Annotated in this window: 11 protein-coding genes; 9 read left to right on the top strand and 2 right to left on the bottom strand. The window is 72.0% G+C overall.

Annotated features, from left to right (window positions below; genetic code table 11):
• Positions 1 to 100: 100 nt before the first annotated feature.
• The 6 genes from gltB (at position 101) to RWK90_RS10860 (ending at position 8051) form a co-directional block, all read left to right on the top strand.
• Positions 101 to 4702: a glutamate synthase large subunit gene (gene gltB / locus RWK90_RS10885; RefSeq protein ID WP_314037638.1), complete on the top strand. Its 4602-nt coding sequence runs from the start codon at positions 101 to 103 to the stop codon at positions 4700 to 4702.
• Positions 4695 to 6167 carry a glutamate synthase subunit beta gene (locus tag RWK90_RS10880; RefSeq protein WP_314037637.1) on the top strand — a complete coding sequence of 491 codons (1473 nt, stop codon included), beginning with the start codon at positions 4695 to 4697 and terminating at the stop codon, positions 6165 to 6167. Before gltB ends, RWK90_RS10880 begins: the two co-directional genes overlap by 8 nt.
• Positions 6168 to 6280: 113 nt before the next feature.
• Positions 6281 to 6628, top strand: coding sequence for a hypothetical protein (locus RWK90_RS10875; RefSeq protein WP_314037636.1), 348 nt, complete (start codon positions 6281 to 6283; stop codon positions 6626 to 6628).
• A gap of 25 nt (positions 6629 to 6653) precedes the next feature.
• Positions 6654 to 6953 (top strand): RNA-binding S4 domain-containing protein, encoded by a 300-nt coding sequence (locus tag RWK90_RS10870; protein ID WP_314037635.1) that lies wholly within the window; start codon positions 6654 to 6656, stop codon positions 6951 to 6953.
• Positions 6953 to 7504: a hypothetical protein gene (locus RWK90_RS10865; RefSeq protein ID WP_314037634.1), complete on the top strand. Its 552-nt coding sequence runs from the start codon at positions 6953 to 6955 to the stop codon at positions 7502 to 7504. The genes RWK90_RS10870 and RWK90_RS10865 overlap by 1 nt, the downstream gene beginning before the upstream one ends.
• A gap of 139 nt (positions 7505 to 7643) precedes the next feature.
• Positions 7644 to 8051 carry a hypothetical protein gene (locus RWK90_RS10860; RefSeq protein WP_314037633.1) on the top strand — a complete coding sequence of 136 codons (408 nt, stop codon included), beginning with the start codon at positions 7644 to 7646 and terminating at the stop codon, positions 8049 to 8051.
• A gap of 9 nt (positions 8052 to 8060) precedes the next feature.
• Here RWK90_RS10860 and rraA read toward each other — a convergent pair whose 3' ends face one another.
• Positions 8061 to 8543, bottom strand: a complete 483-nt coding sequence (gene rraA / locus RWK90_RS10855; protein WP_314037632.1) for a ribonuclease E activity regulator RraA — start codon at positions 8541 to 8543, stop codon at positions 8061 to 8063.
• 136 nt (positions 8544 to 8679) lie between these two features.
• Between rraA and RWK90_RS10850 the strand changes: the two genes are divergently transcribed.
• From RWK90_RS10850 to RWK90_RS10840, 3 genes are all read left to right on the top strand, one after another.
• Positions 8680 to 9846 (top strand): amidohydrolase family protein, encoded by a 1167-nt coding sequence (locus tag RWK90_RS10850; protein ID WP_314037631.1) that lies wholly within the window; start codon positions 8680 to 8682, stop codon positions 9844 to 9846.
• Complete coding sequence (locus tag RWK90_RS10845) at positions 9843 to 11363, top strand: phospholipase D-like domain-containing protein (protein ID WP_314037630.1); 1521 nt, start codon at positions 9843 to 9845, stop codon at positions 11361 to 11363. The genes RWK90_RS10850 and RWK90_RS10845 overlap by 4 nt, the downstream gene beginning before the upstream one ends.
• A 73-nt stretch (positions 11364 to 11436) precedes the next feature.
• Positions 11437 to 12510: a hypothetical protein gene (locus RWK90_RS10840; RefSeq protein ID WP_314037629.1), complete on the top strand. Its 1074-nt coding sequence runs from the start codon at positions 11437 to 11439 to the stop codon at positions 12508 to 12510.
• A 130-nt stretch (positions 12511 to 12640) separates the two neighbouring features.
• Here RWK90_RS10840 and RWK90_RS10835 read toward each other — a convergent pair whose 3' ends face one another.
• The gene (locus RWK90_RS10835) at positions 12641 to 13525 is read right to left on the bottom strand and encodes an oxidoreductase (protein WP_314037628.1); all 885 of its coding nucleotides are present in this window, start codon (positions 13523 to 13525) and stop codon (positions 12641 to 12643) included.
• Between the last annotated feature and the right edge of the window lie 6 nt (positions 13526 to 13531).

Here is a 13531-nt window from a genome sequence, read left to right as displayed (position 1 = left end):
CCCTTCCCCATATTATTTCCGGGCCGGAGGACCTCGGTCCTCTGAGTACGGGTGCTCCAGCCACCACGGAGTCCGCCCGTCGACAAGCGAAGGCGAACACATGATGACGACTCCCGGCCCCAAGAGCCTGTACCGCCCTGACTACGAACACGACTCGTGTGGTGTCGCGTTCGTCGTGGACATGTACGGACGTCAGTCCCGGGACATCGTCGAGAAGGCGATCGCCGCGTTGGTGAACCTCGAGCACCGCGGCGCCGTGGGCGCCGAGGCCAACACCGGCGACGGCACGGGCCTGTTGATCCAGGTACCGGATCTGTTCCTCCGCGAGGTGATGCGTGAGGAGCAGGACGTGGAACTCCCCGAGGCCGGTGCATATGCCACCGGCCTTTGTTTTCTCCCGCAGTCCCGCATGCTCGCGATGGACGCCATGCGGATGGTCGAGCGGATCGCCGCCGAGCAGGGCGTCAGCGTGATCGGCTGGCGCGAGGTGCCGGTCGACGACTCGACGGTCGGCGCGATCTCCCGCGACGCGCAGCCGACCATCAACCAGATCTTCGTCAAGGCCGCCGGCCCCGGCGGGGAGCTGCTCACGGGCCTCGCGCTCGAGCGCAAGTGCTTCGTCGTGCGCAAGCGCTGCGAGCACGAGCTCGGCTCCAAGGGCGCGGGCAAGGGCGATCTCGGCTCGGAGACGGTGTACTTCCCCTCGCTGAGCCCGCGCACCTTCGTCTACAAGGGCATGCTCACCGAGAAGCAACTGCCGGAGTTCTACCTGGACCTGCAGGACGAGCGTGTCGAGTCCGCCCTGGGCATCGTGCACTCCCGCTTCTCCACCAACACGTTCCCGGCGTGGCCGCTGGCGCACCCGTTCCGCTACGTCGCGCACAACGGTGAGATCAACACCGCGCGCGGCAACGAGAACTGGATGCGGGCCCGCGAGGCGCTGATGACCAGCGAGCACATCGCCGACCTGCCCGCGGCGCTGCCGATCTGCACCCCCGGCGGGTCCGACACCGCGCGCTTCGACGAGGCCCTGGAGCTGCTGACCCTCGCCGGCCGGACCCTGCCGCACGCCGTCCTCATGATGGTCCCCGAGGCGTGGGAGCGACACGAGACGATGGACCCCGCCAAGCGGGCGTTCTACGAGTACCACGCCTCTCTCATGGAGGCCTGGGACGGCCCCGCGTCCATCACGTTCACCGACGGCACCGTCATCGGCGCCGTCCTGGACCGCAACGGTCTGCGTCCCTCCCGGATCTGGGTCACCGACGACGGGCTCGTCGTGATGGCCTCCGAGGTCGGCGTCCTCGACATCCCGCAGGACAAGGTGGTCACCAAGACCCGCCTGCGCCCGGGTCGCATGTTCCTCGTCGACACCGCCCAGGGGCGGATCATCGACGACGAGGAGATCAAGTCCGAGCTCGCCGCCCAGCACCCCTACCGGCAGTGGCTGGACGAGGGACTGGTCCGGCTGCAGGACCTGCCGTGGGTCGAGTACCCCTACATGGCGCACGAGCGCGTGGTGCTCCGCCAGCGGGTCTTCGGCTACACCGAGGAGGAGCTCCGTCTCCTGGTCGCGCCCATGGCGGCCACCGGCGCCGAGGGCCTCGGGTCGATGGGGACGGACACGCCGCTGCCCGTGCTGTCCCAGCGCGCCCGGATGCTCTTCGACTACTTCGCCCAGCGCTTCGCGCAGGTGACCAACCCGCCCCTCGACGCCATCCGCGAGGAGCTCGTCACCAGCTACGGCGTGACGCTGGGGCCCGAGGGCGACCTCATCAACCCCGGCCCCGACTCGTGCCGTCAGGTCCGTCTGGACAACCCGATCCTCGGCAACGACGAGCTGGCCACCCTGATGGCGGCCGGCGAGACCCGTCCGGAGCTGCGGTCGGTGGTCGTGCGGGGGCTGTACAACGTCGCCCACGGCGGCCGCGGCCTGCGGATCGCGCTCGAGCGCATCCGCCGCGAGGTCTCCCACGCCATCGAGGAGGGCGCGACCATCATCGTGCTGTCCGACCGCGAGTCGGACGAGCGCAACGCGCCCATCCCGTCGCTGCTGCTGACCTCGGCGGTCCACCACCACCTCGTCCGCGAGAAGACCCGCACGCGGGTCAGCCTGGTCGTCGAGTCCGGTGACGCCCGCGAGGTGCACCACATGGCGGTGCTCTTCGGCTACGGCGCGGAGGCGATCAACCCGTACATGGCGTTCGAGTCGATCGACGAGCTGGTCAAGGCGGGCCACCTCACGGACGTGGACACCCCCACGGCGTGTGCGAACTACCGCAAGGCCGCCGCCAAGGGCGTGCTCAAGGTCATGTCCAAGATGGGCATCTCCACCCTCGCCTCGTACACCGGCGCGCAGCTGTTCGACGTCACCGGTCTGTCGCAGGAACTGTGCGACGAGTACTTCACCGGGTCGATCAGCCCGATCGACGGCATCGGCCTGGACGAGATCGCCGAGGACGTCGCCCGCCGGCACCGCTTCGCGTTCCTGCCGCGTCCCGAGGAGGCCGCGCACCGCGAGCTCGAGATCGGTGGCGAGTACCAGTGGCGTCGCGAGGGCGAGTACCACCTGTTCAACCCGGACACGGTGTTCAAGCTCCAGCACTCCACTCGGACCGGCCGCTACGAGATCTTCAAGGAGTACACCCGCCTCGTCGACGACCAGTCCGAGCGGCTCGCGACGCTGCGCGGGCTCTTCGAGCTGAAGGGCACCCGCCCGCCCGTGCCGATCGAGGAGGTCGAGCCGGTCTCGGAGATCGTCAAGCGGTTCTCCACCGGCGCGATGAGCTACGGCTCCATCTCCGCGGAGGCCCACGAGACCCTGGCCATCGCCATGAACCGGCTCCAGGCGCGCTCGAACTCCGGTGAGGGCGGCGAGTCCGTCGACCGCTTCACGCCCGACCCCAACGGGGACTGGCGTCGGTCGGCGATCAAGCAGGTGGCCTCGGGCCGCTTCGGCGTGACCAGCCACTACCTCACCAACTGCACCGACATCCAGATCAAGATGGCGCAGGGCGCCAAGCCGGGCGAGGGCGGGCAGCTCCCGCCGGGCAAGGTCTACCCGTGGGTGGCCGAGGTCCGCGGTTCCACGCCGGGCGTGGGACTCATCTCGCCCCCGCCGCACCACGACATCTACTCGATCGAGGACCTGGCGCAGCTCATCTACGACCTGAAGAACGCCAACCCCGAGGCGCGGATCCACGTCAAGCTCGTGGCCGAGCAGGGCGTGGGCACGGTCGCGACCGGCGTGTCCAAGACGCACGCCGACGTCGTGCTCATCTCGGGCCACGACGGCGGGACCGGCGCGTCGCCGCTGACCTCGCTCAAGCACGCGGGGGGACCGTGGGAGCTCGGCCTCGCCGAGACCCAGCAGACCCTGCTCGTCAACGGTCTGCGCGACCGCATCGTCGTGCAGGTCGACGGCCAGCTCAAGACCGGTCGGGACGTCATCGTCGCCGCGCTGCTCGGCGGTGAGGAGTTCGGCTTCGCCACCGCCCCGCTGGTGGTGGCCGGATGCGTGATGATGCGTGTGTGTCACCTCGACACCTGCCCCGTCGGCGTGGCCACCCAGAACCCGGTCCTGCGAGAGCGGTTCAACGGCAAGGCCGAGTACGTCGTGAACTTCATGGAGTTCATCGCCGAGGAGGTGCGCGAGTACCTCGCCGAGCTGGGCTTCCGCAGTCTCGACGAGGCGATCGGCCACACCGAGTGCCTGGACAAGTCGCGGGCCTTCGCCCACAACAAGCGGGTCGCCAAGCTCGACCTCGAGCCGATCTTCGCGCAGGCGGAGTCGCCCTTCATGCACCAGGACCTGCGGAACACCAAGTCGCAGGACCACAAGCTCGAGGGCGTCGTCGACCGCACGCTGATCGAGGACGCGCGCGCGGTGATCACCGATCCGGCGGTGGGCCCCTTCACGGGCCGCTACCCGATCTGCAACGTCAACCGCTCGGTCGGCACCATGCTCAGCCACGAGATCTCCAAGGCGCACGGTGCGGCCGGCCTGCCGGACGGCTCGATCGACCTGACCTTCACCGGGTCGGCCGGCAACTCGCTCGGGGCGTTCCTCGCGAGCGGCGTGACGGTGCGCGTGTTCGGTGACGCGAACGACTACGTCGGCAAGGGTCTGTCGGGCGGACGCATCGTGGTGCGGCCCGCCGAGGACGCGGCCCCCGACTTCGTCGCCGAGGACAACATCATCGCCGGCAACGTGATCTGCTACGGGGCCACCGCCGGAGAGGTGTTCCTGCGCGGGATGGTCGGCGAACGCTTCTGCGTGCGCAACTCCGGCGTCACCGCGGTGGTGGAGGGCGTGGGCGACCACGCCTGCGAGTACATGACCGGCGGCCGGGTGGTCGTGCTGGGCCCGACCGGCCGCAACGTCGCCGCAGGGATGTCCGGCGGGGTCGCCTACTTCTACGACCCCCGCGGCGTCCTGACCGAGAATCTCAACGTCGAGCTCGTCGACACGGAGGAACTCACCAGCGAGGACGTGGAGTTCCTGCACGGCATCGTGGAACGCCACGTCGAGGAGACCGACTCGGCCCGGGGTCGCGAGATCCTCGGTGGCTGGGCCCAGAACGTGAATCACTTCGCCAAGGTCATGCCGCGCGACTACAAGCGCGTGCTGCTGGCCATCGAGCAGGCGGAGAAGGACGGACGCAACGTGGACGAGGCGATCATGGAGGCCGCAAATGGCTGACCCGAAGGGCTTTCTCAAGCACACCGAGCGGGAGCTGCCCGAGCGCCGCCCCGTCGACCTGCGGATCATGGACTGGAAAGAGGTCTACGAGTCGACGGTCCTGCCCGAGAACTCGATCCGCACCCAGGCCTCGCGGTGCATGAGCTGCGGTGTCCCGTTCTGTCACCAGGGCTGCCCGCTGGGCAACATCATCCCCGAGTGGAACGACCTCGTGCACCGGGGCAAGTGGGACGACGCGGTCGACCGGCTGCACGCGACCAACAACTTCCCGGAGTTCACCGGTCGCCTGTGCCCGGCCCCCTGTGAGGGCTCCTGCGTCCTCGGCATCAACCAGCCGCCGGTGACGATCAAGCAGGTGGAGGTCGAGATCGCCGAGGCCGCGTGGGCCGACGGCGGCATGTCCCCGGTCATCCCGTCGTTCCGCACAGGGCAGACGGTCGCGGTCGTGGGATCGGGCCCCGCCGGTCTGGCCGCCGCCCAGCAGCTCACCCGCGCCGGCCACTCGGTCACCGTCTTCGAGCGGGACGACCGCATCGGCGGGCTCATGCGCTACGGCATCCCCGAGTTCAAGATGGAGAAGGCGGTCATCGATCGTCGCCTCGCGCAGATGGAGGCCGAGGGGACGATCTTCCGCCCCGGGGTGAACGTCGGCAAGGACATCACCGCCTCCCAGCTGCGGGCGCAGTTCGACGCCGTCGTGCTGTGCGGTGGCGCCACGATGCGTCGCGACCTGCCGGTGCCCGGCCGCGAGCTCGACGGCATCCACCAGGCCATGGAGTACCTGCCGCTGGCCAACAAGGCCGCCGTCGGTGATCCGGTCGTGGACGCCGACGGGCTGCCCGCCATCCACGCGCGCGACAAGCACGTCATCATCATCGGTGGCGGCGACACGGGCGCGGACTGCCTCGGGACCGCGACCCGCCAGGGTGCGAAGTCGGTCAAGAGCTTCGAGATCATGCCCAAACCGCCGGCCACCCGCGCCGCGTCGACCCCGTGGCCGATGTATCCGCTGATGTTCCGCACGGCCTCGGCGCACGAGGAGAACGGCGAGCGCGTCTACGGCGTCTCCACCGCGGAGTTCGTGGGCGAGAACGGCCACGTCACCGCGCTGAAGGGCTCCGAGGTGCGGATGGTCGACGGTCGCTTCGAGCCCGTGCCCGGCACGGACTTCGAGTACCCGGCCGACCTGGTCCTGCTCGCGATGGGCTTCACCGGTGCCCAGAAGTCCGGGCTCTGCTCGGATCTGGGGGTGGAGTTCACCGAGCGCGGGAACGTCGATCGCGACGACGCGTTCGCCACCAACGTCGAGGGCGTGTTCGTGGCCGGGGACATGGGTCGCGGGCAGTCCCTGATCGTGTGGGCGATCGCGGAGGGTCGTGCGGCCGCCGCCTCGGTGGACCGGTTCCTCATGGGGGAGACCGCGCTGCCGGTGCCGGTCCGGCCCACGGACGTGGCGCAGCGCTGACGATCACCCGGGGCGGAGGGCCGAGCGGCACCCGTGGCGCCTGACCTTAATGGAACCTAAGATCAGGACTACTATGTCTGTAGGCCGCCCGGCCTCCGTCTCGGAAGGCACCCATGGTCAGCCGTCGTCCCGCCAGTGTCATCGCCGCGCTCAGCGCGACGGTCGCGCTGCTCGGCGTGCCGGCGGCGTCGGCGCAGCCCCCGGGGCCCGCCGTCCGGGAGGTGGAAACCGAGCTCCCGGTGCTCAGCGAGCTGCCGCCGCTGCCGACCCGGGGCGGGCAGACGATCGTGGAGGAGCCGGAGGGCGACGCGACCTTCGGGATGTCCGGGGTGCAGACCGTCGCGCTGGTGTTGGCGGCGTCGGTGCTCGTGGCCGGCGGCACGGGCCTGGCGCTGGTGACCCGCCGTGCCCGCGGCGAGCTGCCCGCGGAGCAGCCGCCCGGGACGGGTCCCGTGGCGTGAGGTCGCGCCCGATAGGCTCGGCGGTATGAGTCGCCACATCGCAGGACGGGGACGGGTCGGCCGGGCGACCCCTCCTCCGGCCGGTCCGCCCGTCGAGGACGTCGACTGTGACCTGAGCAGCAAGCTCACGCTCGGGCAGTTCCTCAAGTTGGCCTCGCTGCTGGACTCCGGCGCGGAGGCCAAGGACGCGGTCGCCTCCGGTGCGGTCAGTGTCAACGGGGAGGTCGACACCCGCCGCGGCCGCGGGCTGGTCGACGGTGACGTGGTGGAGATCGGTGGACGGGCGGCGCGTGTCGTCGCCCGCGAGGGACGGGACGCGACCTGATGGCGGAGGACACACGCGGGGTGCAGGCGCCGGTGGTGCTGCACGACGACGATCCCGGTGCGAGGCGCTACGCGACGTGGCTGGCCGAGGAGTTCGACACCGGTGCCGCCCATCACGACGCCGCGGATCCGGCCGAGCTCGTCGTCGCGGGGACCGTCGTCCTGCTCACGGGGATGCGCGCCGGCGGCGGGCTGGGTGGCTCGGCGTTCATCCGCGACAACTGGGAGGCCCTCGTCGAGGCGGGGCGCCGCGTCGCGGTGGTCATGGTGGGGCCCACCCCGGTCACCGACGACGCCCGCATCGAGCTGATGTCGAGCGAGTTCTCCGCCGATCAGCTGCGCGAGCTCAAGCTCTTCCAGCTCCGCGGGGTGGTCACGCCGGACCAGCTCGGTTTCCGGCAGCGGCTCGGGATCAAGACCGCGCTGGCCGCGCTGCGCCGCAAGACCGACCGCACCCCGGAGGAGGAGGCCATGCTCGAGCTGGGCGGCCTCGACCTCACCGACCGGGTGTCCCTCGGGCCGCTGCTGCGCTGGATCCGCCGGGAGGCCTGACCGGCGACGGGCGGACACCCGACGGGCGGCGGCGCACCACCCACGGGCGGCGGCGCACCACCCACGGGCGGTACCGCCACCGATACCATCACCGGTGGACGTTCCCGCCGCGGGCGGGGCGATGACCCGGAGGATCCCCATGCGCGCCACCACATTCGCCGCCGCCGTCTCGGCGTTCGCCGCCGCTGCCCTGCTCACGGGAGCCGGGGCGGCCGCCGCGCAGCCGGGCGGCGAGGGGCCCGCGGTGGATCCGGACGTCCCCGCCGGCTGCGTCTACATCCCGACCACCGCCGGCCCTGTGCGGTGCATGAGCCTGGACCCGGTGCGCGGCGCGGTGGCGGGCAGCATCGGCTACGGCTCGCTGGGGACCGGGTCGCTCATGGACCTGCTCAGCGAGCTCATCAACACCGGGTCGGTGGTCCTGTCTGTGGACGTGCCCAACGGGACCGGCGTCTACGCGCCGGGGTCGCTCGGCAGCTACGGGCCCGAGGCCTCGCTGGGCGAGATCCTCCTGATCCCGATCGGCAGCCTCGCGGGAGCCTCCTGACCCGAGGGGTCAGCGCACCACGATCCCGTCGGTGTCGGCGTAGAGCATCTCGCCGGGGACGAAGTCGACGCCACCGAAGCTGACGGTCACGTCCCGCTCGCCCGCCCCGGTCTTGGTGGACTTGCGGGGGTTCGTGCCCAGGGCCTTGCAGCCGAAGTCCATCCCGGCGATCACCGCGGAGTCGCGGATGGCGCCGTTGACCACCACACCGGACCAGCCGTGGGACCGACCGAGCTCGGCGATGAGGTCGCCCACCAGCGCGGTGTGGACGCTCGCGCCGCCGTCGATCACCAGGACCCGGCCCTCGCCGGGCTCCCCGAGGACGCTCTTGAGCAGGGCGTTGTCCTGGAAGCAGCGCACGGTCGAGATCCGGCCGTGGAACTCCGTGCGGCCGCCGAGATCGCGGAATTGGGTGTCGCAGCTGCGGACGTCCTCGCCGATCTCGTCGACGAGGTCCGCGGTGGGGATGAATCCGGCGGGGGTGTCGGTCATGCGGGGCCTCCTGGGCAGTGGACTGTCGCGGACAACGCTATCCGGCCACGCCGCCGCCGGGGAGCGCACCGGTGGGGGACAATGGTCACATCGAGGGTGCCCGCCATCGCCTGAGAACCCGGAAAGGAGCCCGCCTGTGGCCCAGTACGAACTCCTGATCCACGCCCGACGCGCGGTCGTCGACGACCGGATCCAGCAGGCGGCGGTGACGGTGGACGGGGGAGTCATCTCGTCGGTGCGGACGGGGTCGGAGGCGCGGGACATCGGTCTGGCGGGGGCGCACACGATCAACCTGGGTGACGACGTGGTGCTCATGCCGGGTCTGGTCGACCCGCACGTGAGCACCGAGGACGTCGCGATCGGCACACGGTCGGCGGCGCAGGGCGGGATCACCACGGTGGTCGACTACGGCACCGACGGCGACCCGGTCGCGACGCGCCCGGAGGACGTGGACCGGTGGCGTGACGCGGTGACGGGCGAGTCGACCGTCGATGTGGGGCTGTGGGCCGCGGCCGTGCCGGGCAACGTGGGCCGGCTCGGCGAACTGCTGGACCGCGGCGTCTTCGGCGTCTCCGCGGTGGCCGCCGGGAAGGGCGTCGACGGGGCGCCGACCCTGGACCGCGCGCAGTTGGTCGCGGCGGCCGAGGAGGTCGCGGCGCACGGCGGGCTCTTCGCCGTGGACGCCGGGCTGGACGACCTGCCCGCGTTGGTGGAGGTCTGCCGGCGGACCGGCGGGCGGCTGCACGTCCGCGCGGTGGCGGACCACGAGGAGCTCGACCTGCTCCGCGAGGCCCGCGCGGAGGGTCTGCCCGTGACCGCCTCCACGAACCCGCACATGCTGGCGCTGGTCTCCGAGGTCACGCACGGGGGCGCGGAGGCCGCGCGGCTCGATCCACCGATCCGGGACGCCGCAAACCGCGAGCTCCTGTGGGGCGCGCTGCGCGACGGGACGATCGACGCGGTGGCCTCGGCGCGGCTGGGCCTGTCGGTGGTGTGGACCGAGGCGCGTCGCCGCGGGTTCGACCTGGCCGACGTGGCGCGCTGGATGGCCGGGAACACGGCCGGGGTGGTGGGCCTGCACGACCGCGGGGAGATCCGGGTCGGCCTCCGTGCCGACTTCGCGGCGGTCGCGGACGACGAGGCGTTCGTCGTGCTCCCGGGGGCGCGGGAGCTGGGCTCGGCCGACTCGGTGTACGCGCAGCGGGCGCTGGCGGGCGTGGTGCGCTGGACCATGCGGGGCGGCGCCGTGATCGACCCGCGTGCGCTGGCGCTCGGCACGGTCCTGACCCGCCCCACGGCGTGAACCCCGCCGTCGACCGCCTGGCGTTCCTCCCGTTCCCGGAGGGCGTCACCTCCGCGCTGCTCATCACCGAGTACGTCATCAAGGTCCTGGCGCTGGGGATGGTCCCGGAGAACCGGCAACCGTCGTCGTCGCAGGCGTGGCTGCTGGCGATCCTGTTCATCCCGGTGATCGGGGTGCCGCTGTTCCTGCTGCTGGGCAACCCGTACATCACCGGCCGACGCCACGTCATCCAGGCCGAGGCGAACCTGCTGTACGCGGACGCGCTGGCCCCGCGCCCCACGGTCCCCGAGGGGGTGGGGGTCGCGCAGGGCGTGCGCACGATCCTGGAGATGAACCGCACCCTCACCGCGATCCCCGCGATGTCCGGGGACTTCGTCGCGCTGCACTCGGACTACGGCCGGTCGTTGGCGGCCATGACGGAGGCGGTGCGCGCGGCCCGCGACCACGTGCACATCGAGTTCTACGCCCAGTCCTGGGACGGCGAGACGGACGAGTTCTTCACCGCGGCGGTGGAGGCGGCGGAGCGGGGCGTGGCGGTGCGCGTCCTGGTCGACCACCTGGGGTCGCTGCGCTACCGCGGCTTCGGGACGCTGCGGAAGAAGCTGCGCAAGACGCCCGTGGAGTTCCATCTCATGCTCCCGGTCAACCCGTTCCGGGGCCGCTTCCGCCGCCCGGACCTGCGCAATCACCGCAAGATGCTCATCGTGGACGGCGAGCACGGCTTCATCGGCTCGCAGAACCTCATCGAGCGCCACTACGGGAGCAGCCGCAACGCCCGGCTCGGTCGCGAGTGGGTCGACCTCATGATGGAGGTCCGCGGGGAGATCGTGCAGGCGATGGACGGCGTGTTCGCGGTGGACTGGTTCACCGAGTCGGGGGAGGTCATCGGGACGCTCGAGCAGTTGGCGCTCGGCGCCCCGCTGGCCCCGGGCCGTAAGGGCGGCGACCCGACGGCGGGGGACCCGGTCAGCGCGTTCCAGCTGGTGCCGTCGGGACCGGGGTACCGCACGCAGCCGGGACTGCGGATGTTCACCCAGCTCATCTCGCACGCGCAGGAGCGGATCCGGATCGTCAGCCCGTACTTCGTGCCGGACGAGGCGCTGCTGCACGTGCTCACGTCCGCGTCGTTCCGCGGGGTGTCGGTGGAGGTGTTCGTGCCGGAGCACGCCGACCAGTTCCTCGTGCACCACGCGCAGCGGTCGTACTTCCGGGCGTTGTTGGAGGCCGGGGTGGTGATCCATCGCTTCCGCTCGCCGGCCGTGCTGCACACCAAGACGGTGCTCATCGACGACTACGCGGGCGTCGTGGGCTCGAGCAACATGGACCAGCGGTCGTTCAACCTCAACTTCGAGGTGAGCATGCTGGTGCTCGGCGGGGAGGCGGTGTCGGAGCTCAACGACGTCGTGGACGACTACCTCCAGGAGTGCACGACCCTGGGGTTGGAGGCCTGGATGAGTCGGCCGTGGGCGGGTCGGTACGTGGACAACGTCGCCCGACTGACCTCGGCTCTGCAGTAGCACGATCCCGCAGTAGTACGCTCACCCGTGCGCGGGTCGACGGGCCCGCCGTGTGACGAGAGGCCTAGTCGTGATGTCCCAGCCCAGTGGTCCCGGAGCCCGGACCTGGCGCCTCGGCGCCGCCGTCACCGCCGCCGTGGTGGCGGCCGTCTCCGTGCCCGCCGTGGCACTGGCCCAGGAGGATCCCGCCCCGGGGGCGGGGTCGACGCTGCCCGAGACGGGCGTGTCGAGCGTGGACCAGCTGATCGGCCAGCTGCCGGACGAGATCGTCATCGGCGGCGGGGGCCTGGGCTCGGAGGCCCTGCGGGACACGGGCAGCGCCCCGGTGGTCGACGGCGCGCAGTCGGTCGGCGAGGTCGTGGGTTCGGTGGCGCCGCTCGAGGCCGTGGGCGTGGCGGGCGGGTCGGCGGCGGCGTCGGTCGCGTCGTCGGGCAGCCTGCCGGGATCGGTGTACGTCAACCCCACCGGGTCGGTCGGCTCGGGCACGATCGGGTTGGGGTCGATCGCGATCCCCGAGTACATCTTCCCCGTTCTGAGCCTGCAGTTCGCGGGCGGATACTTCGCCGCGCTGGACGAGCGTCAGGACGCGGGCGAGCTCTACCCGCACGAGTTGGACTTCTGGCACGGCCTGGTCGAGGGGTCGGCCGAGGGTGGTGCGCTGCTCACGGACGCGGCGGCCGCGGCGGGCACCGAGCTGCCCGGCGGGCTGGCGGGGAGCATCGAGGCGGTGCAGATCGCCGCGCTGCAGGACCCGTACGAGGACAACGAGCGGCGCCGCGCCGAGGCGCAGGCGGCCGCGGAGGCGGAGGCCGCCGGGGAGAGGCAGGAGGGCGAGGACGCGTCCGGTGCCGCGGACGGTGCTCCCGGGGGCGACGACGACGAGCTCCCCGCCACCCCGGCCGGCGCGAACGGGCCCGCGGCTGAGGCGGGGGTCGGAGCCGGTGCCGGGGGCCGCACCCTGGACGCCGCCGCCGCTCCGTCGCCCGCTCACGCCGCGGCGGGGGACACCACCTCCGGCCCGGCCGGGCAGTCGGCTCCCGCCGCGTTGGCGGTGACCGGCGTGCGGACGGCCACGGTGGCGGGTCTGGCGGCCGGGACCGTTCTGCTGGGCGTGCTGCTGCTGGCCGCGTCCCGCCGGCGGGCGTAGGGCGCACCTCGTCGTCGTCGCCCCCCGGTGGGCCTCCCCGCGCGGCGGCGGTCGACATCGCGGCGCCGGTGCGCGGCGGTGGGCATCTGGGCGCCGGCGCGCGCGGCGGTATCCGGCGGCGCGGCGGGACTCAGGCGGCGGTCATCTGCGCGCACCGCTCCCACAGCGCGGCGGCGACGCCCGTGTCGTGCGAGGCGCGCGTGGACCGCACGGTCGTCGGGTACCCGGTGAGCTCGCCGGGGCCGTCCGGGCCGATGTACGCGCCACCCGGCACCGACTCCACCGTCGCGGCGTAGAGCTGCGGCAACGCGCCCCGCTCGGCGGGCTGCACGAGGTACGGGATCTTCTCCACGCCCCTCATCACCACGTCCTGCACGCGGCTACCGCTGCGGTACTGCAGGTTGGTCGCCGAGTAGCCCGGGTGCGCGGCCACCGCCCGCAGCGACGACCCCGCCGCCTCCAGCCGACGCTGCTGCTCGTACGCCAACATCACGCAGGCCAGCTTGGAGGCGGCGTACGCGGTCATGGGGGAGTAGCGGCGGCGGGTCCAGTCCAGATCGTCCGGGTCGACCGAGCCGAAGCGGTGCATGATCGACCCCAGCCACACGACCCGGTCCGTCAACGCCGGCGCGAGCAGCTCCGTCAGCGCGAAGTGACCGAGCACGTTGACGCCGAACTGCATCTCGTGGCCCTGCGCGGTGTGCGAGCGCGGGATGTTCATGAGCCCCGCGTTGTTGAGCAGCACATCCGGCGCCCGGCCCCCCAGGACCTCGCCCGCCGCTCGCACCGAGGCGAGATCGGCCAGGTCCAGCTCGACGACCTCGGCCCGCTCCGGATGCGCGAGACCGGCGCGGGCGTCCTCCGCGCGCGAGGTGTCGCGGCAGGCCATGAGGACCCGCGCGCCGGCCTCGGTCAGCGCGCGGGTCGACTGCAGGCCCAGCCCGGAGTTCGCCCCGGTGATGACGAACGTCCGGCCGGTCTGGTCGGGGATGTCGGCGGCGGTCCATCGGCTCATGCGGGC

Source organism: Dietzia sp. CH92, assembly GCF_032248695.1.
Classification (GTDB): domain Bacteria; phylum Actinomycetota; class Actinomycetes; order Mycobacteriales; family Mycobacteriaceae; genus Dietzia.
This window is presented reverse-complemented; position numbering and strand designations above follow the sequence as displayed.

What these genes read in the sequence shown, in the direction of transcription:
- gltB (WP_314037638.1), top strand. Translation starts at nt 101, where the DNA reads ATGATGACGACTCCCGGCCCCAAGAGCCTGTACCGCCCTGACTACGAA.
- RWK90_RS10880 (WP_314037637.1), top strand. Translation starts at nt 4,695, where the DNA reads ATGGCTGACCCGAAGGGCTTTCTCAAGCACACCGAGCGGGAGCTGCCC.
- RWK90_RS10875 (WP_314037636.1), top strand. Translation starts at nt 6,281, where the DNA reads ATGGTCAGCCGTCGTCCCGCCAGTGTCATCGCCGCGCTCAGCGCGACG.
- RWK90_RS10870 (WP_314037635.1), top strand. Translation starts at nt 6,654, where the DNA reads ATGAGTCGCCACATCGCAGGACGGGGACGGGTCGGCCGGGCGACCCCT.
- RWK90_RS10865 (WP_314037634.1), top strand. Translation starts at nt 6,953, where the DNA reads ATGGCGGAGGACACACGCGGGGTGCAGGCGCCGGTGGTGCTGCACGAC.
- RWK90_RS10860 (WP_314037633.1), top strand. Translation starts at nt 7,644, where the DNA reads ATGCGCGCCACCACATTCGCCGCCGCCGTCTCGGCGTTCGCCGCCGCT.
- rraA (WP_314037632.1), bottom strand. Translation starts at nt 8,543, where the DNA reads ATGACCGACACCCCCGCCGGATTCATCCCCACCGCGGACCTCGTCGAC.
- RWK90_RS10840 (WP_314037629.1), top strand. Translation starts at nt 11,437, where the DNA reads ATGTCCCAGCCCAGTGGTCCCGGAGCCCGGACCTGGCGCCTCGGCGCC.
- RWK90_RS10835 (WP_314037628.1), bottom strand. Translation starts at nt 13,525, where the DNA reads ATGAGCCGATGGACCGCCGCCGACATCCCCGACCAGACCGGCCGGACG.